Origin of the sequence: Pseudoalteromonas sp. THAF3, assembly GCF_009363775.1 — a bacterium.
Taxonomy (GTDB): domain Bacteria; phylum Pseudomonadota; class Gammaproteobacteria; order Enterobacterales; family Alteromonadaceae; genus Pseudoalteromonas; species Pseudoalteromonas ruthenica.
In genome coordinates this window covers 2,777,421-2,801,553 of sequence record NZ_CP045418.1, presented here as the reverse complement: position 1 = coordinate 2,801,553, position 24,133 = coordinate 2,777,421, and the positions used below count along the sequence as shown (strand labels likewise).

The window sequence follows — 24,133 nt, the reverse complement described above, 5'->3', positions numbered from 1 at the left end:
CCTTTTGAGTATGTATGGCAAAAATAGACAAACAGGTTGATAGCCTAAAAGTTCCTCCCCACTCCATTGAAGCCGAGCAATCCGTGCTTGGTGGGTTAATGCTCGATAACGAGGCCTTTGACCGTGTTGCTGAGTTGGTCGTGGCTCAGGACTTTTATACGCGTACCCACAGACTGATTTTTGAGGCTATGGAGCGCTTGGTTGAAGACAGCCAGCCTATCGATCTGATCACTATTTCTGAGTCGTTAGAGAAAAACAATCAACTCGACAGTGTGGGTGGCTTCGCTTACCTCGGTGAAATAGCTAAAAACACTCCCAGTGCCGCTAACATTAGCGCTTATGCTGCTATTGTGCGTGAGCGGGCGGTGATCCGCGAAATGATTGGTGTTGCCAATGAAATTGCCGAAGCCGGGTTTAACCCCGAAGGGCGCGGCAGCCATGATTTGCTCGACTTTGCAGAAAGCAAAGTATTCAAAATTGCTGAACAGCGCACTAAAAGCTCTGAAGGGCCGCAAAATATCCACACTATCCTAGAAAAGACCGTGGATAAAATTGAAGAGCTTTACCAGTCGCCACAAGACGGGGTTACGGGAGTCAGTACCGGTTACTCTGACCTTGATCAGATGACTGCGGGTTTGCAGCCCTCGGACTTAGTCATTGTTGCAGCGCGCCCATCCATGGGTAAAACCACGTTTGCCATGAACTTGGCCGAACATGCGGCGATGACCCAAGATAAGCCGGTGCTTATTTACTCGTTGGAGATGCCCTCAGAGCAAATCATGATGCGTATGCTCGCCTCGCTCGGGCGCATAAACCAAACCAAGGTGAGAACGGGCCAGCTGGACGACGAGGATTGGGCACGCTTGTCCTCAACCATGGGCTTGTTGATTGAAAAAGGCAAAATGTACATTGATGATGCCTCGGGCCTAACTCCTACCGATGTGCGCTCACGCGCGCGGCGAATTGCTCGCGACCACGGTGGCATTAGCATGATCATGGTCGACTACCTGCAATTAATGCGGGTACCAAGCTTATCGGACAACCGAACCTTAGAAATTGCCGAAATATCGCGCTCATTAAAAGCACTGGCGAAGGAACTCGAGTGTCCTGTTGTGGCGCTTTCACAGTTGAACCGGACACTTGAACAACGTGCTGATAAGCGCCCAGTTAACTCGGATTTGCGTGAATCGGGGTCAATTGAGCAGGACGCCGACTTAATCATGTTTATCTACCGCGATGAGGTGTACAACGAAGACAGTCCAGATAAAGGTACTGCAGAGATTATCCTTGGTAAGCAGCGGAATGGTCCTATTGGTAAGGTCAGGTTAACCTTCCAAGGGCAATACTCACGCTTTGATAATTACGCTGGCCCGGCGATGGACGACGAGTATTAACCACTATGGCGTTGGCAACCGCAACCATTGATTTTTGTGCCCTGCGCGCTAATTTAGCGCGCGTTAAAAGTCTTGCTCCAGATAGCCAAGTAATGGCCGTGCTTAAAGCTAATGCCTATGGCCATGGCTTAGTGCCTATTGCGCAACAGCTCGCCGATGCCGATGCCTTTGCCGTTGCTCGCATTGAAGAGGCTCTGGCCCTGCGCACCGGTGGCATTACTAAGCCCATTGTGTTGCTGGAAGGTTTTTTTAAAGCCAGCGATATCGAAATTATGTTGGCTAATAACTTCCAAACAGTGGTGCATGATGAATACCAGCTTGAAGCCCTAGAGCAGGCCCAGTTAGCAGGGGCCATTAAAGTATGGTTAAAAGTAGACACCGGCATGCATCGTTTGGGCATAAACCCAGACAGCATCAATACCTTCTATCGCCGCTTAAAAGATTGCCCTCATGTGCAAGATGAAGTAAATCTAATGACTCACTTTGCTTGTGCAGATGACAATCAGGATGCCTACAATGAGGCCCAGCTGCAGTTATTTCAAACCTTAGTAGCCGATAAACCTGAGCCGCTGTGTTTGGCGAATTCTGCCGCCATCATTAATTATCCGCATAGTCACGGTGATTGGGTACGCCCGGGGTTGATGATGTACGGTGTCTCGCCCGTGAAAAATATTTTTTCTGCGCAACTGCAGCTGACCCCCGTGATGACCCTCAGTAGCGAAGTGATTGCTGTGCGTCCGGTACGCCAGGGCGAGCCGGTGGGGTATGGCGGACATTGGCGAGCCGACAAAGATACCTACCTGGCGGTGGTGGCCATTGGTTATGGAGACGGCTATCCGCGTCATGCTCAAAACGGTACGCCTGTGCTTATAAACGCACAGCGCTACCCGTTGGTTGGGCGCGTGTCTATGGATATGATCACCGTTGATATTGGCCCAGACCCCAGCGCTGTTGCAGTAGGTGATGAGGCCATTATGTGGGGACGCGAGTTAGCCATTGAAGAAATTGCCGCCTGCGCCGACACCATCGCTTATGAACTTCTATGCAATATTACCCCGCGCGTTAGTTATCAATATATCGCATCAAGCTGATACTATTCCCACAATTGTTAAGCAGCTGTTTATTTTTGTTCGAAAAAAGCAGAGAATAAGCCACTCATCCCTTATAATAATAATTAGGTACAAAAGGCGCTCGGAGCGATTATGGCTTACCTTATCGAAGCGGATACGGACAATGTGATCTATTTGCACGCCCACCATAGCTTTGGGCGTTTTCAGTACAGTGTAGACACGCTGATCAGCGATCCTAGCGTGTCGAAAATTCATACCATCATTGAATGGCAGGGGAATGAATGGCAGGTTCGTGACCTCAGCCGTAACGGCACTTGGCTTAATAGCAAACGCTTAGATAAAGATCACAGCCAAACGCTTAAGCTTCATGATGTGATTGCTCTGCCAGGAAATGATGGCAAGCAATTCAAAGTTGCGAATTTAGATAAGCCGCAAGACTTATTGATCGTCCTTGATGAATACGCCAAGCCTACTTCGGAGTTTATTTGCCTAGCAAATTACAACCTTATCCCTGAAGAGTCCCCAGAAATAGCCGTATTTAACCAACGTGAGAGTGGTTTTTGGTGCTTTGAGCACCTGGATGGGCCGATGCTTGATCACACTATTTTAATAGAGAACGATCAACTCAGTGATAGCCAGCGAAGCTATCAATTGCATTTAAGCCATTTGGAAGAAGCCACAGCGCTGCGTGATGTAAGCAATACCCAGTTAGCCGACTTAAACTTTATTTTTCACCTTACCCTAGATGAAGAATCTGCAGAGCTTACGGTCAGAGGCCCAGGTGAGGAAATTGATTTGCATGAGCGTTGCCATCATTATCTAACGTTAAATTTGGCCCGTTATAAGGCTCAAGATGCCGCCAACGGCGTACATGAGCTCAGTCAAGGTTGGGTCGAAACTGAAGTGATAGCCCGCGATTTGGGTATCGATTCTCGCTATCTAAACATTCAAATTCACCGCGCCCGTAAGCAATTTAGCGATGCCCTTGCGCATATAGAGGATGCCGATAGTATCATCGAGCGTAAACTACGTAAGGTGCGCTTTAGCGCCAGTAATTTCGAAATCTATAAAGGCCACCAACTCGAAGAGTCGGTTAAACGCGCATCCTCCAACTAGGGAAACTCTATGCGCACGCTTGCTCATTATGAATTGAATAAAGTGGTGTACCAGGGCGGCATGGGCACCATCTACGAAGCTTTTGATACTAAACTAGAACGTACCGTGGCACTTAAGGTGCTTAATACTAGCGGTGACAGTGAATTAGACGAAGATGCCCTTAGTGAAGCGCGCTTTCTGGCACGCTTAAATCACCCCAATATTATTCAAGTATTTGACTGTGGCCAAAGCGATGGCCAGCAGTATTTAGTGATGGAGTTTTGTCGCGGTAAAAACCTGCTGCAATACCAGAAGCAGCATGTGTTAACGCTTGAACAAAAGCTGGCTATGCTGGTGGATATTGCTAAGGGTTTAGAGCATGCGCATCGCAACAGCATTATTCACCGTGACTTGAAACCGAGCAATATCTTGATCAGTGAAGCTGGGCAAGTCAAAGTGGCTGATTTTGGTATTGCTGGCTTCGTGGGCGGTAACAGCCATGTTAGTCAAAGCGCAGGTACTAAGGGCTATATGTCACCTGAGCAGTTGCAAGGGCAAGCACTTAGTCACCACAGCGATTGGTTCTCGTTTGCCGTTGTTGCAATTGAATTACTAACAGGCGAGCACCCCTTTGCTGGACAAGGTGGCCAAGATATCAGCGCGGCAATATTGCAAGGACACCACTTAGATCTCAGCACCACGCAATTACCGCAGCAGTTGCAAGCAATATTAGGCCAAGCGCTTAGCGTAAAACCTGCGGCGCGCTTAAATCTGCGCCGAGGCCCTTTTAGCAAACAGTTTGAGCAGTTACTGCAACAACGAGTTCAAGCCGCTATTCTAGAGCAGCAAACAGAACCGGTTACACCATCAAATAGCACGCAGAAAAGCGCACCATTAAGAGCAAAGAAGTTGCGTTGGCGTTATCTTGTGATGGCCTTTGTCTGTGCGGCAGTGTTGGTGGGAGGCTACTTGCTACGCCCTTATCTGTTACACCAGCCTGTGGTCGCGATTCTACCCACTCAGATCTATAACCTACCTGATGAATTTAAGCATTATGAAAGCGCTTTGAAAGGCTCGGTACAAAGTGCTATGTGGCAGCAGTTGCTCCAGCAAGACCAGCAATTAGTTAGCCGTGCAGAAATGAATATGTTGGCGCAAGGCCGAGATAGTGATCAATTTAGAGACCCTAAAAGCTACTTTCAGATGCTGGCCGACTACACCGGCGCCGATACCCTGATTAGTAGCTCGTTGGATTGTCAGCAACGCCACTGTAGCGTTGAAATAAGTACGCTACGTGCTCCCAACTGGCAAGTGCAGGAGAGTATGCAGTGGCAGACAGATATTGCAGGCACAACTAATTTACATGACGTGGCGAAATACAATACTGCACGCCTTATTTCCCCGGGCATTGATAGTGAACAGTATCGCTCGCTATCAACAATGAAAAGTAACAGTCCATTATTTGAGATGTATACGTTGTTTTATGTCGACAACGTAGCAACGCCGGAGATGTTTGAGAAAAGTCTGGCGACGGTCAAAGAGAGTGCAACCAGTGTCGAGGGTTATAACCTTCTACGTGAAATTGCGCTGCAGCTGTATCACTCAACCCATGAAAAAACTTATCTTAAGCAGGCAATTTCAGCAATCCATAATGCCCCAGGTGAATTTAAAAAGTTGTCCAGCTACTACAAAAGCCTAGTGCTGCTCAATATAGAGCTGGGGCAAATAGAAGAGGCCAAGCATGCTTTGGATATGTTAACCAAAGTGAGTCATGACCAAGCTGCTATTTTGAATTTGGAGGCTTCAATTCTGCTTGCTGAGGGTGAAGATAAACAGGCCAGAGATAAGTTAGAAGTAGCGTTGAGCTTGAGACCCAATTTGCGGTTACAAAGGAAGCTTGCGCTCGTTTTGTATTGGCTGGGTGATTTTCAGTCAGCGAAAAACTTGCTCGCTGATTTAGTTGAAAAAGTCCCTAGTGATAGAAGAACTCACCAGTACCTAGCTGATATTGCTTTAATTGAAGGTGACTTCACCTCTGCGATAGAAAGCTACAGCAAAACACTCAATGAGAATAGTGACAGCATTGATTTATCAAACCTCTCTATCGCCTACATGATGGTGCAGAACTACCCTATGGCAGAAAAGTTTGCCAAGCAAGCGCTGTTGAGCTCCCCAAAAAACACTGGGATGATGCTCAATATGGCAGACATAAATATGCTCAACGGTAAGCTTGTGGAATCAAAAGAGCTGTATGAGCGCTTATTACAGCTAAATAACGGGCGTGAATCAGCCTTGGCGTGGTCTGAAAATGCGCAGGCCTATGCTCAATTGGGTGACAACGAGCAAGCTATTAAATCACTGAAGCATAGTTTCAAGTTGGCAGAAGATAAGTCAGAGTTAAGTTATACAGCGGCATTAGTGCATGCACTGGGCGGAGACTTTAACTCCAGTCTTTACTATGTGGAAGAGGCTTTAAAAAGTGGTTACCACCAAAACTGGTTTTTACAGCCTTGGTTTAAACCACTTTGCGATTTTGAAAAGTTTAGAGCGATGGTCAGCTCCCACTCTCAGCTCTGTGTGAACTGAGTTAATTAATCTTCATCTGGACGGCGAACTATCACGCGAGGGTCTTGCGACATATAGTATTTACCGTTCGCGGTGTTCTTCGCAGTAAAGCGGAAACCGATACTCAATGGCTCAGCAGTACTCGAAGGGGCAACCTCAATAACTTGATCAAGAGGGCTGTCGTCTGCTTTACCGTAACAAAACGTGGTATCTACTTGATGAACCTTGAGAGTCAGCTGCTTCTTATCGGCACTGATAGACGAGTCGACATTGTAGTTACAGTTGCTGTAGTTTTTTATGTATTCCACACCGTTGCCAAAAAACTCCCAATCATTATCACTAATGGTGACAACTAATTCAGCATGTTGAGTCGGTTGTAAATCTGCATGAGCTGGGTTGTTAGTGAATAGAATAGGGTAGTCTTGGCCGTTGATATTTTGCTTACTGCCATTAACCACAACATATGTTTGCCAAGGCTCGTTAACGCTTGGGATCAGCTCTAGCTGCTCTTGGACCGAAACATTACCAGGCTCACATGGGACTTGGATTTCAGGGGCTTGTTCAGACATGATCATTTCCTTATTAAGACAATGGACCGTTTTTGATTACTTTATCTGGGAATGGCTATAACTATAGCGCGTAAGTGAGGAAAGTATAGTTTTTGTAATCGCTTGTAAGGCAACAACTTATTGAGGCAATGAAAGGCGCATGCTGCATAGGGTTCAAGGCGTTATCGTTCTTAAGTACAGAGTAATTTTTACTTTCGAGCGCTGTTACAGCGACGCAGACACCTAGTTGAAATTATGGGCTCAGGATGAAGAGCTATTACTGGGGGAGTTTTGGCGTTTTTTTTCGCCGCACAGTGACAGGTCCACACCGCTTTATGTCACGCCAACCTTAGCTAAAGTCTGCGCACAGCGCATATCAGTGTAGATAGCGTGAAAAATAAGCTATCCAGAGGTTATTAGCTGTCCCTGCAAGGTGGCAACAATACGACGAGAACCACCTTGGTCGCGGTGCTCACCCAGGTAAATACCTTGCCATGTGCCGAGCTGCAGCTGGCCATGACTGATTGGCAAGGTGAGTTCACACCCTAAAGTACTGGCTTTAATGTGCGCGGGCATATCGTCATCACCTTCGTAGGTGTGGCGATAAAAAGGTTGGCGCTCGGGAGCGGCCCAGTTAAAGTGCGCTTCCATATCTTGGCGCACAGTGGGATCGGCGTTTTCGTTAATGCTCAAACTTGCAGAGGTGTGTTGCAGCATTAAATGCAGCAGGCCGACCTGATAATCTTGAATTTGCGGCAGCGCGCGCAGAATTTCCTCATCAATTAGATGAAAGCCCCGGCGCTTTGCGCTTAAAGTAATGCTGTGTTGTTGCCAACTCATAAGGTGTCGAAGCTGATCTCGATGTGGGCATTGCCATCACCTGAGGTGAAAGGCATGATAATTGTGGTTCCTTCGCATTTGTGGGTAATGGTGTGGCCAGTGCCTGAAACCACTGCTGGAGTCGCCATATCAAAGTCATAACCTTTTTCACCCAGTAAGTTTTTGGCGCCACCAGTAACCATGTTGGTGATTTCGCCAACCATGTCGGTCACTTCTTCATTAATGGCACTGGGGCGCTCGCCTAGCATACGTTCCATGATGGTAAGCGCTAGGCTTTCATCGAAGGTGATAGAGAGTGAGCCCTTTGTTTGAGGGCCGACCATACCGATTAACCCTGACACATCGCCTGCCGCGACCTCGTCCTTTTTAACGCGAGGTTTACCCGGTTTTAGTTCAGTTTGTGCCATCGTGGCCAACACATTGACCAAAGAAGAAAGAAAAGGGTTAATAAACTCGACGTTCATTGTCCATACCTTTGTTCGCAGAAGGTGAATTTTGCTGTTCTTGCAGCACGTGTTTTACCCTAGCAAGTTGTTACTAAGATTGACAGCGTTTACAAATGCCATGCGCTTCAATAGTTTGCGAGCTTACACTAAAGCCGCTTTGTGAGGCGAGCTCACTTAACTCATGCGACAGCACGCTCGAGTGCAGCTCGTCTACGTGACCGCATTGATCGCAGATAAGCAACTGCACCGGATGAATTGAATCAAAATGGTGGCACAACATAAACGCGTTGGTGCTTTCTATTTTATGAATAAAGCCTTGTTCAGCTAAAAAGTCCAGTGCGCGATAAACCGTCGCAGGTTTTGCGCTGGTTTCTGTCACTTTTAATTGCTCTAATAAGTCATACGCACCAACACCGCTTTTAGTGCTGGCAAGTAAACGGAATACTTTTTCACGGATGGGAGTAAAGCGGGCGCCTTTGCTGTCGCACATTCTTTTAGCTTTACTGACAAGCGCATCTACATTCATAGCTAACCTTCGTTCATCTTAACGCCACCTATACTAGCATACTATGACGCATAAAAATTACTATCTCTGTCTGCATGAGAGCGGTATAATTTTGTTTTAATTTTCAGGAGCAAGTGTGCACGAATTACTGGCCACCTTTATTTTCTTTTTTGCGGTAATTGACCCCATAGGTACAGTGCCGGTATTTATTGCCGTTACGCGCGGCGAAGATGCCGCATTTAAGCGCAAAGTGGCTTACAAAGCGGTGCTGGTATCGGCGTTAGTACTGTTGCTGTTTGTCGTTGTCGGTGAGTTGCTGCTCAACGCTATTAGTATTCCGCTTGCGGCGTTTCAGATTGCCGGTGGCATTGTACTGCTGCTGTTTGCGCTGACCATGATTTTTGGTGAAGGCAAGCCCGAGTCGGAAATTAAAAGTGTGCGCGACTCCACAGAAACCGCCATATTTCCTTTAGCCATCCCATCAATAGCCAGCCCAGGGGCTATGCTAGGGGCGGTGCTGATGACTCGTAATAATGAATATACTTGGGTCGAGCAGGCCATTACCTCATCAATGATGCTTAGCGTCTTAGGCGTGGTGTTATTGTTACTTTTGCTGGCGCGCTACGTACATAACCTCATTGGTGATGGCGGTGCAAGCATTATCTCCAGAGTCATGGGGCTGATCCTGAGCTCCGTGGCGGTGACAAATATTCTCGGTGGCATTAAAGACTACTTCGCGCTGTAACTCGCGGCCGCTGCCAAAACTAAGCTACTTATTGGCTAAGTGTGGCAATGCGAACGCCTAAGCCCATTAATATGACACCCAAGGTTTTTTCAATAAGCCGTTGATAACGTTGTAGGGCGTGTACAAATGCAAAGTGGCTAAAAAACATGGCTACCAACACGAACCACAGTAAGTGTGCCAAAGAAATAATAATCCCATACACAAGCTGGATGGCAACGGGCGTATCGGCGCTCACCAGCTGAGTAAATATACTTAAAAAGAACAACGTGGTTTTGGGGTTTAGGGCATTAGTTATAAAACCTTGACGCAGAGCCGAGCAGGCGGATAACGCTTTGCTGGGCGCTGCCTCGTGCGCTAGCTCCAAGGCGATATGGTGCTTTGCTCGCAGGCTTTGATAGCCAAGGTAAATTAAGTACGCTGCGCCGATGTATTTTATCACCGTGAATAGCACCACCGATTGGGCAATGAGCAGCGCCACGCCGGCTATGGAATAAGCAAGGTGAATCCAAATCGCTAACCCCACGCCCAGCGCCGAATAAACACCGGCACGACGTCCATATACTAGGCTATTGCGGGTGATCATGACAAAGTCGGCGCCGGGGCTAATGGCCATGATCGTTGCTGGCGTAGCGATGGACAATAACTGGGGTAAATAGGCTGACAGCTCCATAGATTATTCCGTTTACCGGGTTAGGCCTGACACTGTATCTCGAATTACGCCTGTTTGCATGGCTAGCATCGCTCATGCTGGATACTGAGTTGCAAGGTTATCTGTATTGGGCTAAAGCCCAACCTACCGATTTTGTTGGGTCTGTTGTAGGCAAGGCTTCAGCTTTGCAAAGGACGTGATTGGGTTAAAGCCCAACCTACCGTTCTTGTTGGGTCTGTTGTAGGCAAGGCTTCAGCTTTGCAAAGGACGTGATTGGGTTAAAGCCCAACCTACCGATCTTGTTGGGTCTGTTGTAGGCAAGGCTTCAGCCTTGCAAAGGGCGTGATTGGGCTAAAGCCCAACCTACCGATCTTGTTGGGTCTGTTGTAGGCAAGGCTTTAACCTTGCGAAGGGCGCAATTGGGTTAAAGCCCAACCTACCGATTTTGTTGGGTGTATTGTAGGTAAGGCTTCAGCCTTGCAAAGAGCGCGATTGGGCTAAAGCCCAACCTACCGATTTTTGTCGGGTTTATTGTAGGCAAGGCTTCAGCCTTGCAAAGAGCGTGATTGGGCTAAAGCAGCTCCTAAAATAATCTAGACTGATATTTGCTATTATCGAGGGCATCACACCACTGATTGGCTCGTGGATTCTATATTCACATTTGAGTACAGTGGCTTAAATAATCATCAGTTGTTTTTGTTTTGTGAACTAAATGTTGCCTTTAATGCCGGATGAGCTACTCTAAACCAAAGTTTCTTGGGTAGTTGTACTGGGAATTATTTTGCACTGTTTTAATCTTCGCTCATCAGCATTAGTGCTTATTTCGGCGCTCTGCGCGATGTTGTCTTTTGTTGCTTATGGCCAGTACACCTTTGCCGTCGTAGGCAAAACCAAGAACGACAGCTTTTATGAACAATCCTTCAAAGGTTGTCAAGACTTTGCCCAGCGCCAAGCCGATTTGCGCTGTATTTATGATGGCGCTTATGACTACCAAGACGCTCGTACCCAAGCACTGGTAGTGCAAGATTTAGTTGCTCAAGGTGTGGACGGTATATTGGTGTCTACCACCGACTCGCAGCACTTGGTCAACAGAGCGCTAAAAAAGGCCCAAGAGCAAGGGATTGCGGTGATCACTTTTGACTCAGACTTGGCACCACAACATCAAACTTACCGTTTAGCCTATGTGGGCACTAATAACTTTGATTTTGGCGTGGCACTTGGTGAGGCGGCAAAGCAGTTTAAACGAGAGCACCCACAAACCTTGTGTATTCAATCGGGACATCACACTACGCCGAATTTAAACAAGCGCATCGACGGTGTGCGTTATGCCTTGTCAGGGAGTACCAAACGTTTGAACGGTGAGAATGGTTGGCTGGAGCATCCTCGTTGTCCGCTTTTCACTGCTGGGCGTCGCGATGATGCCCTCAAGCAATTACGCACCATTATCAGTTACCCGCAGCCGACAATCTTTGTTGCCGTCGCTGGCTTTGCACAGTTTAATCCTGATTATCAACAGGTGATGACAGAGTTTAAACAGCAGCTAGCTAAGAAGCAGCGAGTGATTATCTCTGCTGATACTGAAACACTGCAATTGCAAGCGTTAGCGAGCGGCCTTGGCACCATGAATATAGGTCAAAATCCTTATGAAATGGGCCGTAAGGGCGCACAGCTACTTTATGATGCAGTAAAGCACCAACACCTTCCTGAACAAGAGCAATATTACTTACCTTTTCATTACTGCACCCCTGATAACGCGCAGAGCTGCGCGAAAAACCATTAATACTCAAAGGTAAAATCAGTGAACCTCTTTAGGTGCGGGTTGCTGTGAAAGTCGGTATTGGCCTAGATAATACCAATCAGGGTGTGATTGACGTATAATTGCGCGCCCACAACTCGGCGCAAAGAGCCCGTTGGTTTTCTTGGTAATGCAGGCACAGGTTTATGAACGAAGCGACAACACAGACTCAACTCACCCCTTCTTGGCAACAATCGACTTTTCGTCGCTTCAGTGTCGCGCCAATGCTGGATTGGACTGATCGCCACTGCCGTACTTTTCATCGTATTATGAGTAAAGAGGCGGTGCTGTATACCGAGATGATCACTACCGGTGCTATTATCCATGGCAAGGGTGACTATTTGCACTTTAACCAGCATGAGCAGCCAGTGGCGCTGCAATTGGGTGGCTCAACCCCTGACGAGTTGGCTCATTGCGCGAAGTTAGCGGCACAACGAGGCTATGCGGAAATCAACTTAAATGTAGGCTGTCCATCGGACCGCGTGCAAAATGGTCGCTTTGGCGCCTGCTTAATGGCTGAGCCTGAGCTAGTCGCACAGGGGGTGGATGCAATGAAGGCGGTCACTGACGTCCCCGTGACGGTAAAAACCCGTATCGGCATTGATGAGCAAGACAGTTACGAGTTCTTGCTGGCGTTGATAGAGGCGAGTCACAAGGTCGGCTGCGATGATTTTATCATTCATGCCCGCAAGGCGTGGCTGCAAGGTTTGAGCCCGAAGCAAAACCGTGAGGTTCCCCCCCTTGACTACCCGCGTGTGTATCAGCTTAAAAAAGATTTTCCCCACCTTCATATCAGCATCAATGGGGGGATTAAAACCATCGCTGAATGTGAACATCACTTGGCGCATGTTGACGGTGTAATGATTGGCCGAGAAGCATACAGTAACCCTTACTTACTGGCCGAAGTAGATGCCGCATTATATGGCTTAGAGGGTTGCACACTGAGCCGCCATCAGGTAGCAGAAAAAATGCTTAGCTATATTGATGACGAGATGCGCCAAGGCGCTCGCTTTTGGCATATCGCTCGGCATATGTTGGGGTTATTTCAGGGCATGCCAGGTGCCCGTGGTTACCGTCGTCATTTATCTGAAAATGGCCACAAGCAAGATGCCACGGCCGATACTTTAGTCACAGCACTGAGCTTTGTCCGCTAACTTTATTGCTAAATACACTAAAAAATAGCTATTTTGCTAATTACATAAAGGTGATTTAAATCGAAACCCTTTATTTTTCAGTGTGATGAGTTTTGGCATGTAACTTGATGCTCACTTAGTGAATTAAACTAATAGGAGTATTCCATGCGAGACTCTAGCTATCAACGCTTTTATCGCGATGCCTTGGATAAGAAGTTGTCGGGTGTGTGTGTGCCGGGTTTGCGAAACGTCATAACCTACCTGTTTGGCTCACCCGCGTAGCGATGGTGATCTTGTTCTTAAATGCCCCAGTGCTGGTGGCAGCTATCTACCTTATTTGTCATTTCGTGTTTGACGAGCACATCGTGGTTTAGCCATATAAACACGTACAACCATGGCTGCAAATAACGCTCTATTTGCGGCTAGTACACTGATTTTATTACAGACACTCAGGCGTCATTAAGCTATATTAGGGTACAGTTAAAGTAACATAACAAGGAAGCGCTATGCTGCGTACAACCCTAGGTACCCTCATCTGTGCAGTGTCGTTACTGCTCAGTTTTCACAGTGCTGCTCATGGCGAACTTATGGTGAGTGAAGCCAAGGTGCGGACCTTCTTACCTGCTAGCGAGAGCTCGGTAGGATACCTTACGTTAATGAACCACAGCGATCATGACCGCGTACTGAAAAAGGTCGAGATCGAGACCCTCGGGCGTGTGGAGATTCATACTCATGAACATAAAAATGGCATGATGCAAATGCGTAAGCTTGAAGAGTTACAGGTTCCTGCGCACCAAACCCTGGTATTTCAACCCGGTGGACTACACTTAATGCTATTTGCGCCAAGTCAGAAACTGGTGGCCGGTGAGCAACTGAAAATGACCCTGTATTTTGCCGATGGCGACCGTGTGTTCACACAGGCACGCATCTATAACTTGCTTGAACAGTCGCAAGACAATAACAGCGATGAACATCAGCACCATCATCACTAGGAGTTATTATGTCTCAGCATAAAGGAAAGATTGCCGCAGCCATTGCTGCATTGTTTTTATTATTTTATCTCATTGCCGTTTATTGGAGCATTGAGCCCGATCGCTTCGATGTCGTAGAAAAGGCAAAACAGCAAGCTAGCGAACGAAATGAGCGCTTAGTAACAGGTTATGTGACCACGTCGACGTTGATTAACGTCGCGCAAACATTACTCGACAAACCGGGTGGCTACCTTAGTAACGATATGGCTCCACCCAGCGTGTTGATGGACAACATGCCGGCTTGGGAATACGGAGCGCTGGAGATGACCCGTGATTTAGCGTTGTCGATGCGTAAAGACTTTAGCCGTTCACAGTCGCAATCCACGGAGCACCCGTCACTGAAAAAAGCGCAGCCGCAGTTTAATATCAGTAGCACTGCTTGGATGTGGCCCAGTGCCGAAGGTGAGTATCAAAAAGGCATTGATTACCTGATTGTCTACCGTAGCCAAATCGCGGACAGTAACGACAGACAAAGCCAGTTTTATGCCCGTGCGGATAATTTACGTACTTGGGTAAAAGAGGCTGAAAAGCGTTTGGGTAGCCTCAGCCAACGCCTCAGCGCCAGCGTAGGACAAGAGCGTGTTAATACCGATTTGGCTGGCGATCGCGAAGCACATCAAGCGACATATGCACCCATGCAGCAAGAGGTGCGCACCTCTTGGTGGGAAATTGACGATGTGTTTTATGAATCTCGGGGAGCTACCTGGGCGTTGCTGCATTTCTTGCATGCTATTGAGCACGATTTTGCCGATGTTTTGGAAAAGAAAAATGCTAAGGTAAGCGTCCAGCAAATTATTCGCGAACTGGAAGCAACGCAAGAGCCTGTGTGGAGCCCTATGGTGCTTAACGGCAGTGGCTTTGGCCTTGTAGCTAACCATTCGTTAGTGATGGCAAATTATATTTCTCGTGCTAATGCGGCACTAATTGAGTTAAGCGAGTTACTCGCACAAGGATAAAAAGGGTAGATGATGAAACAATACTTTGTGGCTGCAGGTTTATCGCTTGCAGCGATGGCGCCAATGGCCCATGCCGATACCGTGTTAGGCCTTTATGTGGGGGTCGAAGGTTGGCAGGCTGAGCCAGAAGGTAGCTTTGGCAGCAAAGGCTATGCGCAGCAAGATTTCAACTTCGATGATGAAACCTTCACCAGCTACTACGCAGCATTGGAGCATCCAGTTCCTTTGGTTCCTAACGTCAAGCTACGTTACACCGAGATGGACATCAGTGGCGGAGCACTGCTTAACCAAACCTTTGAATTTGAGGGAGTCGATTTTGCTGTAGGCAGCAACATCATGACTAATGCAGAGCTTAGTCACACCGATTATGTGCTTTACTATGAGATTTTTGATAACGATGCAGTATCGATTGATTTAGGTTTGAGCGCGAAACAGTTTGACGGCGATATTTATGTTGCCCAGGCCGACAACAGTTCGTCTGTGCGCGTTGATTACTCAGGGTTTGTGCCGCTAGTGTATGGTCGCGGTGAAGTGGGCTTACCTTTTACTGGCTTGAGCGCATTTGCTGAGGGCAGCTTTTTCGCATTAGATGACAGTACCGTGCATGACTACCAAGTCGGGGTGCAGTGGGAGTTTATTGATAATCTAGCGGTGGATGTGGCTGTACGTGCAGGCTACCGAGCGATGATGATTGAACTTGATGATGTTGATGATATCAATACTGATATTGATGTTTCAGGCCCCTTTGCAGGGCTACAAGTTCACTTCTAAATAGTAAACTTTGAAAAAGCGGCGCAGGCCGCTTTTTCTGTATTTATGACCACTCTAATTCGAAGTCACGCTGCAGTGCTTGCTCTATTGCTTGCTTAAACGTAGGGCTCAATGTGGCACGCAGCAACCGCCTTAATTCATCACCCGTTTGGGTGAATTTGTAGTAGCTCAGAACTAAGTCACTGTTTTTGGCTGTGAGCGTTAATGAGGTATCGTAAAAGCGCAGTTTTAGCTGCTGTTTGGCGCGAAAGTTCGCTGACTCAATTTCTTTGCGATACAGCACAGCGCAATCCATCAAGGTCAATATTTGAGGGTAACTGAGTCCCGCCTTGGCCAAGTTGAGTTGCTCCTTATTGCCTTTGCGCAGTAAGTCGAATAACGACGGGCGTTTGTAATAACCCAATAAAATAATATGAGAATGATCAAAGTCGAGCTGAGCACACAGTGCAGCGGCTTTCTGTATAGCCAGTGCCTCGCGCTGGGTCATTTGCTTTAGGGTTTGCAAGCTCTTGATACTAAAGGTCCCCGGAGCCAGCGTTTCTCCAGCAAGAATTTTTGCCCATAACTGCTGCATGGACGCTGTTGCGGAGTCTTCGGCAAGCGACATAAAGCGCTCAAACCAATCAGGGTCAACATAGCCATCGGTTTTAGTGTCTGGGCAGTATTGCATGGCCTGGGCGAGTATTGACTCTATATTGTGTTGCTGCCTTAGGCGCTTGAGCTCTTCACGTTTAAGGGCTCGTTCTGCAAGAGGCACTCGTTGATCGAATACAAACCCACTGGGGCGAGCTCCTTGGCGGGAATAGCCCCCTTCTTGGGCCGGGACAGGTAAAGAGTTGCGCTGTTTTTTTATCTTAAAACCAACTCGTTGGGCAATAAGTTGCGCCAGTTTGGTTTGCGCGGTGAAGGTTTTACTGCTCATCCTTGTGCTCCAATTCCACCACTGTTTTTAAATTATTTAGGCTATGAGTCATGGTGTTAGCGAGGGTATGTTCGGTAAACCAGACCAAATAGGGGCCAATGACGGGTAGAGTGATTTCACCTTGTTGCTGCCATAAGATACGGGTCTGCTCCCCTGAACTGATTAATTGAAACTGGCCATGCGAGAGGTATTCGTTATTGACCAGTAACTGATAGTTGAGAGTAGATGCACTGTCGCTGACAATACTTAGCTCCCCTCGGGAGCGTTGCCCTTGCCAGCCTAAATGAGCGCCAACTCCCTGGGCTTGCGCACGAACTTCTAAACGAGCTTGTTGGTCGAATTGGCGTAGCGCTAACCATTGTTGCCACTGAGTTAAATCCCACAGCCAAGGCTTTATCGCTGCGCTTGGCACATCCAGGGTAATACTGCGCTCAACGCGATAATGTTGCTTGGCGACAAGGCCAATCAGCACCAGGATGAGCGCGAGTAAAACTAGAGTTTTTATTACATTGCGTGCTAGGGTTATCACAGTACCTCTGCGCAGAAACACAAAAAGCATAGTCAAAAGATTAGACTATACTGTTAGAACTTAATTTTCTATCTCCGTAGTTGTGAATATTGCTCATCTAAGTAAGTGAATATTCGATTGTTTACGGTTTCGAAGGAAGGCTATGTCTTCGCCAAGTAGTGATTTTATTTTTCTTAATGAAGAATTTGACGAGGAGCCGGCTAAACCCCAAGAGTTTTGGGATGTGCTCATTGTTGATGACGACTCTGAAATACACTCAGTGACGGAGTTAGCCTTGTCTAACTTTGAGCTCAACGGTAAGGGGTTGCGCTTTCATCACGCTTTTAATGGTACGCAAGCGGTTGATATTTTGCGTGACAATCCGCTTATTTCGGTGGTGTTACTTGATGTTGTTATGGAAAGCGACGATGCCGGGTTAATTGTTGCCAAACGGGTGCGTGAAGAGTTAAAAAATCACGTGGTACGCATTGTGTTGCGTACAGGGCAGCCAGGTTATGCCCCTGAAGAGCAGATCATCCGCCAATACGATATTAATGACTACCGCACTAAAACTGAACTGACCCGCTCGAAGCTTGCCACTACCATGGTAACGGCCTTGCGCTCGCACCAGCAGGTAACGCAATTATCTTTGCAAAGTCATGCTCTTTCCCAAGTGCTGCTGGCAAGCGAGCAAATACTGAATTTCAGCCAGTTACTGCCTTTGAGTCGCGCAGCGATTAAACACCTTGCTCACTTTACAGCGGGTCCGCAACAAGGGGTGGTGTGTGGCTTAGATGATGACGGCGTGGAGATTGTCTATGGGGGCACCGGTGAGTATCAAAATGTGCATCACCACCATCTCGAAGAAAGCGCTTTAACGGCCTCTGTAAAAGAACAGATCAAAGCCAGCTTTAAATTAGCTCAGCATCAGCACAACGAACACTCTGTGAGCTTTTTCTTTCGTGCCAAACAACAGCAGTATGTCATTTGCCTTGAAGGTGAGCACATTATTGAGCATGCGCTGATGCAATACATTGACCTACTTTTGACCAATGTGGGGGTAGGCCTCGACAATGTGCTGTTGGTGGACAGGTTACGTAATGTTGCGTTTAAAGACTCACTTACGGGGTTATGTTCACGTAACGGCTTTATCGCCGCTTTGGAGCGCTTACAAAAAAACACCAACGCCCACGATTATTTAGTACTGATTGATATTGCCCGGTTTGCCGACATCAATGAAGGGCTCAGCCACGATATTGGTAATTTACTGTTAGTTGCTGTGGCGCAGCGTTTGCAAGGGCAGCATCAACAGGCGCAAGTCGTAGCGCGGCTTGGCGCAGATCTCTTCGCTGTAGTAAGTAATGAGGAGCAACTCCCCTTTGCGCAATTACACCAGTTGTTGCGTGCGCCCTTTATCGCGGCTGAGCATCAGCTGCATTTAAATTTTACCTTTGGATTGTGCACTCAGCCTCATTTTGACAGCAGTGCGCTGGGCACCTTAAAGCGAGCGTCGATCGCGTTAAGTCATGCTAAAGCCGATATTAGCCATAGTTACTGCTACTTTGATAAACAAATGGAAGAGCAGGTGAGCCATCGCTTGGCGATGATAAGACGCCTACGGGAAGACTTTGCAGATGGCAAACTAGAGGTGTGGTACCAACCGCAAGTAGATTTGGCAACGGCGCAGCCTTATGGTTGTGAGGCACTATTGCGTTGGCCGATAGGACAAGGTCAGTTTATTTCTCCGGCCGTATTTGTGCCTTTGGCTGAAGACGCGGGGATGATTATAGAGATTGGCCAGTGGGTGCTTGAACAGGCCTGTGCCAAACAGCGAGAGCTAGCCCAGCATGGCGTTGATATGCAAATATCGGTGAATGTCTCGGTGCCACAGTTTAAAGCGTCTGATTATGCTCAGAGCGTTGCGCAAACCTTGGCGCGCTTTGCCGTACCCAGTGATAAAATAGAGTTGGAAATCACCGAAAGCGTTGTTATGGACGAGGTTGAGCAGGTTACACGCACGCTTAATGAGCTCAAAAGTTACGGTATTGATGTGGCGATTGATGATTTTGGCACTGGGTTTTGCTCGTTAAGTTACTTACACAAATTACCCTTTGATCGGCTCAAGATAGACCGAGCTTTTGTTAAAGGGATCCCCGAACAGGATAACGGTGAAATCGCCGAGCTAGTGGTCTCGTTAGCTAACAGAATGAATTTACGGGTTATTGCAGAGGGTATTGAGACCGAACAACAGCTGCAATTTCTAAAATCCATTGGTTGTCACGAAGGGCAGGGTTATTACTATGCGCAGCCCCTAGATGGCAAAAAACTTGATACTTACTTAAAGGTGAGCAACTAACCTTCACTAGGCTGGCCGCGATTTAGGGCTAACGCTGTGCTAAAACACCAGCGTTAACCCAGTAGCTTCTTTAGTTGAAATAGACAGCTTGAAAGGTGGCTAAGTTGCTCCCTTGCTCGTCACGCAAAACGAGTTTTTCACCCATGATGTCGTAGCTGAACGTGTTCATTAACGCTTCACTCATTGCACTTTCTTGCGCCATCGAGTCCATACACATTTTCTTGGTGCTAGCGACTGCTTTAAAACGCAAGCCGAAATGTTGTCCCTTAACATATTGGCCAGTAAAGTTGTTGCAGCCTAAGTAACCACTTACTTTACCATCATCGTGAAACTGCATATGCGGCTCACGTTCAGTTACTTGTACCTTGTTACCTTTCAAGGTGATGGCTTTCCAATAGGTATTCGTCAGAGACACATCGGGCTTCGCAACTTTTTCCATCATGACTTTGATTGGGCTTTGTGACTGCACGGTGCCAAAGGGATCGTTGTGCTCAGTGGTAATGTAGAGTAGCTCGCCATTACGCGTGACTTTGGCACTCACACTGTAACGCATATTGGCGATTACTTCAGACGAGTCGAAGGTGAGCTCAACGTTATACGGGGGCGCTCCCTCCAAGGGCAGGGTTTTACTTGCCAGTTCTTTTGCGGGTGCGTCCATCAAGGAAACATCGGCCAAGGTAACCTTTAGCTCAGCCCCAGGCGGAAGCAAACTGCGGTCGCGGTACATAACCTGAACCTGCATGGTTTTGCTCTGCACCGCAGGAGCTATATTTTGCTGTTGCGGCTCAACTGAGCTGCTACAAGCGCCAAGTAGAAGTGTGGTCAGAGCCACGGCGGGTAAAGTGACATTCATACTCATTACATAAACTCCTTAAATGCTAACGAAAGTGTAAGAAAATATGCATTAATAGGTACTTAATGTAGTACATCGCCATGACACTGAGGGGTTTTTATTTTTTTACATATTGCGTGACAATGACTATGCGCTGTCCGTCTACACGTCCTTCGATGTGCTCAGGGTTAGAGGTCAAGCTGATATTGCGCACGGCGGTGCCACGTTTCGCCACCAAGCTTGAGCCTTTTACATCTAGATCTTTAATAAGTGTCACGGTATCACCTGCATTTAAGCGCACGCCATTGGCGTCGAGGTGAATAACATCTTCTTCTTCAGCGATGGCAGCCTGAGCCCATTGCTGCGTAGATTCATCCAAATACAGCATATCAAGCATGTCCATGGCCCAGCCGTGCTCGGTACTTAATTGATTCAACAACCGCCAAGCTACAACTTGTACTGCTGGGATTGGGCTCCACATACTGTCATTTAAACAATGCCAGTGGGTTGCGCTGAGTTGCTCATCACCATTGAGCTGCGCTGCACAGGTGGCACAGACTAAAATAGCTTTATCTGAATGGGCTTCGCCTTCAGGTGGTACCGCATAGACGCTGAGGTTATCTTGACTGGCGCATAGTTCGCAGGTGTTATTACTACGCTGTTTGAGGGTCTGTTCAATACTCATAGTTAACTTTTGGTAGGGAGAAATGGCAATTATAACCAAAATAACCTTACAAAAGGTAATGTTTTACAGGTAAAGGGCGACATATCGCTGCTTTAGCTTCTCATACAAACCTTGGCTTTTTAGCTCCTCAATTGCTTGATTCACTCGAGGCAATAGCGGCTGATGTTCACGCAGCAAGCGGATATGCATCTGTCCGCTTGAGTGGCGAGCCCCTAAAACGATATCAACACCCAAACGATGAGCCCAATATTTAGCCGGTAAATCGCCGATGATCGCCACATCAATGCGACCTCGATGTAGAGCTAGGATCAACTCTCGTTCGCTATTAAAATCCATACGTTCGAACCTATTATCATCATGATAGTAATACCCTCTTACCGTGCCCACTGTTTGGCGGAAAATGCTGTCGCGTGTTTGGTATTGATGTACTTTAGATGTCAGGGCCACTAGATACTCATCGACAGGAAACAGCGGTGCAGAGAATACAAACTTTTCGTCGTGGCGCTGCGCTTGGGAAAGCCAACTAGGACTGATGACTTCAAAATCCAGTTGCTTTGCTTGAATGGACTGAACGGTGCGTTTAGGAGGCAAACTCACATGTTGGCTGGCAATCTCTGCTTCGCTCATTACTGCCGCGATGTATTCGCGAACAATGCCTGGGTGTTTTGCGCTTTGCGTAGCATAGGGGTACCAACTTCCACTGGCGTTGACATTATATTTTAACGGCTGGGCACTGACCGATGAAGAAATCAGCAAGGCCATGACACATAAGCAAACTACGTAGAACCGCATTCGTTTTAAGAAATTAAGCTATTTACTAACTAGCATAGTGGTAATTCAACTATTGCGCAGGTGTGAAAAGAAGAAAGTGAAACTTTACAGTGACAACTCACCGATTAAGCGTTATATCAGTAGTAGAGCGAAGAGTTTAGCGACAGGTGGTAAATGCAACAATCAGACTCCCAGACCCCTTCACAGCTGGAGGAGCAATATGTCGCCCGGCAAGCGCTTTTCTCAAGCACCGGCGAATTAGTTGCTTATGAACTTCTCTATCGGGATTCGCCACAAAATTGCTTTCCTCAAGGAATGGGAGACTCAAAAGCCACGGGCCGCATGTTTTTCGACCTTATTTTGTTGCAAGGGCTTGAAAAAGTCAGTGCTGGCTTACCTGCTTTTTTAAACTTGGCCACAGACGCATTGCTTGAGCAAATCCCCCAGCTACTTCCTAAAGATAACACGGTGATTGAGATTGTTGAGCGCAGCCGAGGTGTCTCTGAACTTGTTCATGTCGTCAGTGCCTTAAAGAAAAAAGGATACCGATTTGCACTGGATGATTATGATCAAGATCCCAAGTGGCAGCCACTGTTAGAGCTGGTGGATTACATTAAAATTGAAATGGAGCCAAAACTTATCAGTACAGTGATGCTGATAAAAAAATTGCGCATGGTGTATCCACAAGCACAAATTATTGTTGAGCGCATTGAGACCCCTGAGCAGGCAAAAGCTGTGGTGGGGGCCGGAGCCGATCTGTTACAGGGGTATTTTTTTGCCAAACCCGCGATGCTGGAATTTAAAAATATTAGTCCTGCCAAACGTGTGATTATTGAATTACTGCAGTTAACCATGAGTGCCGAAATTGATTTCAAAGAAATCGCCAAACGCATTAGTGTCGACGTTTCGTTGACCGCGCGGATATTAAGAATGGCTAATGGCCTCAGTGGTACGCGCGCCAATATCAGCTCCCTACAACAGGCAGTGACTTACCTTGGTGAGCAAAGTATTCGTCGCTTTATTCGTGTTCTCGCACTGGGAGAACTAGGCGCCCAAAAACCTGCAGAGCTGACTAAGCTCGGGTTAATGCGTGCCCAGCTTATTGCCGAATTAGTGTCGCCAGCAGGCAAGGCGATGGTAGAGCAGGGTTATCTTCTTGGGCTGTTATCTGTACTTGATGCCGTGTTGGATGTGTCGCTGGAAAACTTGGCCAAGGAATTCTCCCTTGATGGGGCGCTCAGCGGTGCCTTGCTTAATGCCCAAGGAATGCTGGGCCAAGCTCTTAACTTGGCGTACGCATGCGAACAATGCCAGTGGCCACTCGCCGAGGAAATTCTGCAAACCATTCGCCCAGCCAGTGAACCGCAGGTATTGTATGCAGCGCTGTCACAATCGCGAATTTACTGCGATAAAACCATGGAATTGCTTAGCGACTAGCGACACAGTATGCTGACCTTGAGTTATAAATTTGGAGCGCGTTTGTGGGTCGCATTGTTATCATATTGTTTTTGCTTGGGTCCTTGGCGCTTCTTGCGGTGGCGGTTACTCAGCCGGCGTTGACTATCGAGGCAAAAATTGAAAAGTCACAACTAGCCAATACCGCAGTGGATGCCTTGGTAGCTGAATCCGACTCGCAGAGTCGGCGTATGCTCAGTATGCTGTCACAAATGTTGGGACTAGATAAGCTCGAGGGGCAAATAGACGCCTACGGCAAAACGCGCAGTATTTGGGGGACGGTGAGTGAACTCTATCACCATGACAACGTGCTGGTCGCAGTATTAGTGGGAGCATTTTCACTGCTTATACCGCTGTTTAAAACCTGCTTACAATTATTAGCAATGCTGATAAACACACGGCAATGGCGTTTAAAGCTACATTGGCTAAGTGCTCTGCTAAGTAAGTGGAGTATGGCAGATGTCTTTGTTTTAGCGCTAATTATTACCTACCTGGGAGGTAATGCTGATGACCACTTTGGGCAGCTTGTGGATATGAACGCGCAGCTGCACATTGGTTTTTGGTTGTTTTTCGCGTATTGCCTGATGTCGATTATATCAAGTATACTGATTAATCAAGAGACGCGGCGCGAGCTGCAAACACATAGCAAATAACCTAACCAAGGCTTTCATTCACTATGGCGAAAGTGACGCATTACATCATCACCTTATTGCTGCTAGTTTTAACTAGCACGCCGGTGAGTGCGTCGGTGCAAAGCCAGTGTACTCATATGCAACAGCAAAATGATGCTATGAGTTCGATGATGGCACATCACGCGGTTATGGCCGATAGCCAGCCCAGTCAACATGACTGTTGCGAGCAGGATATGCAGTGCACCTGCCCAGATAGTTTGTGTCATGCCCAAGCTTTTATAGCCAACAGCATGGTTGTTGCAAGTACCGTTGTTGCGACGAAGTCACATCTACAACCGAGTCGTGCCCCCACGCGACTCGCCACCAGCCTATTTAGACCCCCTATTATCGCTTGACCTAGCACCAGTGCGTCCGGCGCACAGCAACATA

General features: G+C 47.4%; 25 protein-coding genes. 15 read left to right on the top strand and 10 right to left on the bottom strand.

The features are described from left to right. Positions 1-14 precede the first annotated feature (14 nt). The 4 genes from dnaB (at position 15) to FIU82_RS12985 (ending at position 6,145) form a co-directional block, all read left to right on the top strand. Positions 15-1,394, top strand: a complete 1,380-nt coding sequence (gene dnaB, locus FIU82_RS13000) for a replicative DNA helicase (RefSeq protein WP_152441245.1) — start codon at positions 15-17, stop codon at positions 1,392-1,394. Between the two features lie 5 nt (positions 1,395-1,399). After that, a complete protein-coding gene (alr, locus tag FIU82_RS12995) occupies positions 1,400-2,485 on the top strand; it encodes an alanine racemase (protein WP_152441244.1) in 1,086 nt (361 codons plus the stop codon). A 111-nt stretch (positions 2,486-2,596) separates the two neighbouring features. Further along, positions 2,597-3,580 (top strand): FHA domain-containing protein, encoded by a 984-nt coding sequence (locus tag FIU82_RS12990; RefSeq protein WP_045979202.1) that lies wholly within the window; start codon positions 2,597-2,599, stop codon positions 3,578-3,580. 9 nt (positions 3,581-3,589) lie between these two features. Next, complete coding sequence (locus FIU82_RS12985; protein WP_152441243.1) at positions 3,590-6,145, top strand: serine/threonine-protein kinase; 2,556 nt, start codon at positions 3,590-3,592, stop codon at positions 6,143-6,145. Between the two features lie 5 nt (positions 6,146-6,150). Here FIU82_RS12985 and FIU82_RS12980 read toward each other — a convergent pair whose 3' ends face one another. The 4 genes from FIU82_RS12980 to FIU82_RS12965 form a co-directional block, all read right to left on the bottom strand. Then, entirely contained in the window at positions 6,151-6,693 is a 543-nt protein-coding gene (locus FIU82_RS12980; RefSeq protein WP_022943880.1) for a DP-EP family protein, read from the bottom strand. Positions 6,694-7,074: 381 nt separating this feature from the next. Continuing rightward, positions 7,075-7,512: a secondary thiamine-phosphate synthase enzyme YjbQ gene (locus FIU82_RS12975; RefSeq protein ID WP_022943881.1), complete on the bottom strand. Its 438-nt coding sequence runs from the start codon at positions 7,510-7,512 to the stop codon at positions 7,075-7,077. Then, positions 7,509-7,976 (bottom strand): chemotaxis protein CheX, encoded by a 468-nt coding sequence (locus FIU82_RS12970; protein WP_022943882.1) that lies wholly within the window; start codon positions 7,974-7,976, stop codon positions 7,509-7,511. Before FIU82_RS12970 ends, FIU82_RS12975 begins: the two co-directional genes overlap by 4 nt. Positions 7,977-8,049: 73 nt before the next feature. Continuing rightward, positions 8,050-8,484, bottom strand: coding sequence for a transcriptional repressor (locus tag FIU82_RS12965; protein WP_022943883.1), 435 nt, complete (start codon positions 8,482-8,484; stop codon positions 8,050-8,052). Between the two features lie 115 nt (positions 8,485-8,599). Here FIU82_RS12965 and FIU82_RS12960 point away from each other — a divergent pair, with 115 nt between their 5' ends. Next, positions 8,600-9,208, top strand: coding sequence for a MarC family protein (locus tag FIU82_RS12960; protein ID WP_022943884.1), 609 nt, complete (start codon positions 8,600-8,602; stop codon positions 9,206-9,208). 28 nt (positions 9,209-9,236) lie between these two features. On the opposite strand, the gene FIU82_RS12955 is transcribed toward FIU82_RS12960, so the two are convergent. Next, complete coding sequence (locus tag FIU82_RS12955) at positions 9,237-9,878, bottom strand: LysE family transporter (protein ID WP_152441242.1); 642 nt, start codon at positions 9,876-9,878, stop codon at positions 9,237-9,239. A 760-nt stretch (positions 9,879-10,638) separates the two neighbouring features. On the opposite strand from FIU82_RS12955, the gene FIU82_RS12950 reads away from it, so the two are divergent. The 6 genes from FIU82_RS12950 to FIU82_RS12925 all read left to right on the top strand — a co-directional run bounded on the left by FIU82_RS12950 (position 10,639) and on the right by FIU82_RS12925 (position 15,543). After that, positions 10,639-11,637: a substrate-binding domain-containing protein gene (locus FIU82_RS12950; protein ID WP_235045722.1), complete on the top strand. Its 999-nt coding sequence runs from the start codon at positions 10,639-10,641 to the stop codon at positions 11,635-11,637. 161 nt (positions 11,638-11,798) lie between these two features. Continuing rightward, positions 11,799-12,806 (top strand): tRNA dihydrouridine(20/20a) synthase DusA, encoded by a 1,008-nt coding sequence (gene dusA / locus FIU82_RS12945; RefSeq protein WP_152441241.1) that lies wholly within the window; start codon positions 11,799-11,801, stop codon positions 12,804-12,806. Between the two features lie 206 nt (positions 12,807-13,012). Then, a complete protein-coding gene (locus FIU82_RS12940) occupies positions 13,013-13,159 on the top strand; it encodes a PspC domain-containing protein (protein ID WP_253946322.1) in 147 nt (48 codons plus the stop codon). 132 nt (positions 13,160-13,291) lie between these two features. Next, positions 13,292-13,777, top strand: coding sequence for a copper chaperone PCu(A)C (locus FIU82_RS12935; protein ID WP_022945388.1), 486 nt, complete (start codon positions 13,292-13,294; stop codon positions 13,775-13,777). A gap of 8 nt (positions 13,778-13,785) precedes the next feature. Further along, complete coding sequence (locus FIU82_RS12930) at positions 13,786-14,772, top strand: DUF2333 family protein (protein WP_152441240.1); 987 nt, start codon at positions 13,786-13,788, stop codon at positions 14,770-14,772. A 12-nt stretch (positions 14,773-14,784) separates the two neighbouring features. Further along, positions 14,785-15,543, top strand: a complete 759-nt coding sequence (locus tag FIU82_RS12925) for a TIGR04219 family outer membrane beta-barrel protein (protein WP_152441505.1) — start codon at positions 14,785-14,787, stop codon at positions 15,541-15,543. A 43-nt stretch (positions 15,544-15,586) separates the two neighbouring features. Here FIU82_RS12925 and FIU82_RS12920 read toward each other — a convergent pair whose 3' ends face one another. Both FIU82_RS12920 and FIU82_RS12915 read right to left on the bottom strand, forming a co-directional pair. Next, on the bottom strand, positions 15,587-16,465 hold the full coding sequence (locus tag FIU82_RS12920) for a TIGR03899 family protein (protein WP_022945391.1): 879 nt from the start codon (positions 16,463-16,465) through the stop codon (positions 15,587-15,589). Then, positions 16,455-16,994 carry an SRPBCC family protein gene (locus tag FIU82_RS12915; RefSeq protein ID WP_157795500.1) on the bottom strand — a complete coding sequence of 180 codons (540 nt, stop codon included), beginning with the start codon at positions 16,992-16,994 and terminating at the stop codon, positions 16,455-16,457. The genes FIU82_RS12920 and FIU82_RS12915 overlap by 11 nt, the downstream gene beginning before the upstream one ends. A 142-nt stretch (positions 16,995-17,136) precedes the next feature. Here FIU82_RS12915 and FIU82_RS12910 point away from each other — a divergent pair, with 142 nt between their 5' ends. Next, entirely contained in the window at positions 17,137-19,329 is a 2,193-nt protein-coding gene (locus FIU82_RS12910) for an EAL domain-containing protein (protein WP_152441239.1), read from the top strand. Positions 19,330-19,399: 70 nt separating this feature from the next. Here FIU82_RS12910 and FIU82_RS12905 read toward each other — a convergent pair whose 3' ends face one another. The 3 genes from FIU82_RS12905 to FIU82_RS12895 all read right to left on the bottom strand — a co-directional run bounded on the left by FIU82_RS12905 (position 19,400) and on the right by FIU82_RS12895 (position 21,608). Next, positions 19,400-20,188, bottom strand: coding sequence for an META domain-containing protein (locus FIU82_RS12905; protein WP_022945394.1), 789 nt, complete (start codon positions 20,186-20,188; stop codon positions 19,400-19,402). A 91-nt stretch (positions 20,189-20,279) separates the two neighbouring features. Beyond that, positions 20,280-20,846, bottom strand: coding sequence for an alkylphosphonate utilization protein (locus FIU82_RS12900; protein WP_152441238.1), 567 nt, complete (start codon positions 20,844-20,846; stop codon positions 20,280-20,282). Positions 20,847-20,909: 63 nt separating this feature from the next. Then, positions 20,910-21,608, bottom strand: a complete 699-nt coding sequence (locus FIU82_RS12895) for an ABC transporter substrate-binding protein (protein ID WP_172972731.1) — start codon at positions 21,606-21,608, stop codon at positions 20,910-20,912. Positions 21,609-21,791: 183 nt separating this feature from the next. Here FIU82_RS12895 and FIU82_RS12890 point away from each other — a divergent pair, with 183 nt between their 5' ends. Genes FIU82_RS12890 through FIU82_RS12880 form a run of 3 tightly spaced genes read left to right on the top strand, consistent with a single transcriptional unit; the run spans position 21,792 to position 24,099 of the window. Further along, entirely contained in the window at positions 21,792-23,054 is a 1,263-nt protein-coding gene (locus FIU82_RS12890; protein WP_152441236.1) for an EAL and HDOD domain-containing protein, read from the top strand. Between the two features lie 44 nt (positions 23,055-23,098). Continuing rightward, positions 23,099-23,725: a paraquat-inducible protein A gene (locus FIU82_RS12885; protein ID WP_152441235.1), complete on the top strand. Its 627-nt coding sequence runs from the start codon at positions 23,099-23,101 to the stop codon at positions 23,723-23,725. A gap of 23 nt (positions 23,726-23,748) precedes the next feature. Beyond that, positions 23,749-24,099, top strand: a complete 351-nt coding sequence (locus FIU82_RS12880; RefSeq protein ID WP_151173436.1) for a hypothetical protein — start codon at positions 23,749-23,751, stop codon at positions 24,097-24,099. Positions 24,100-24,133 lie beyond the last annotated feature (34 nt).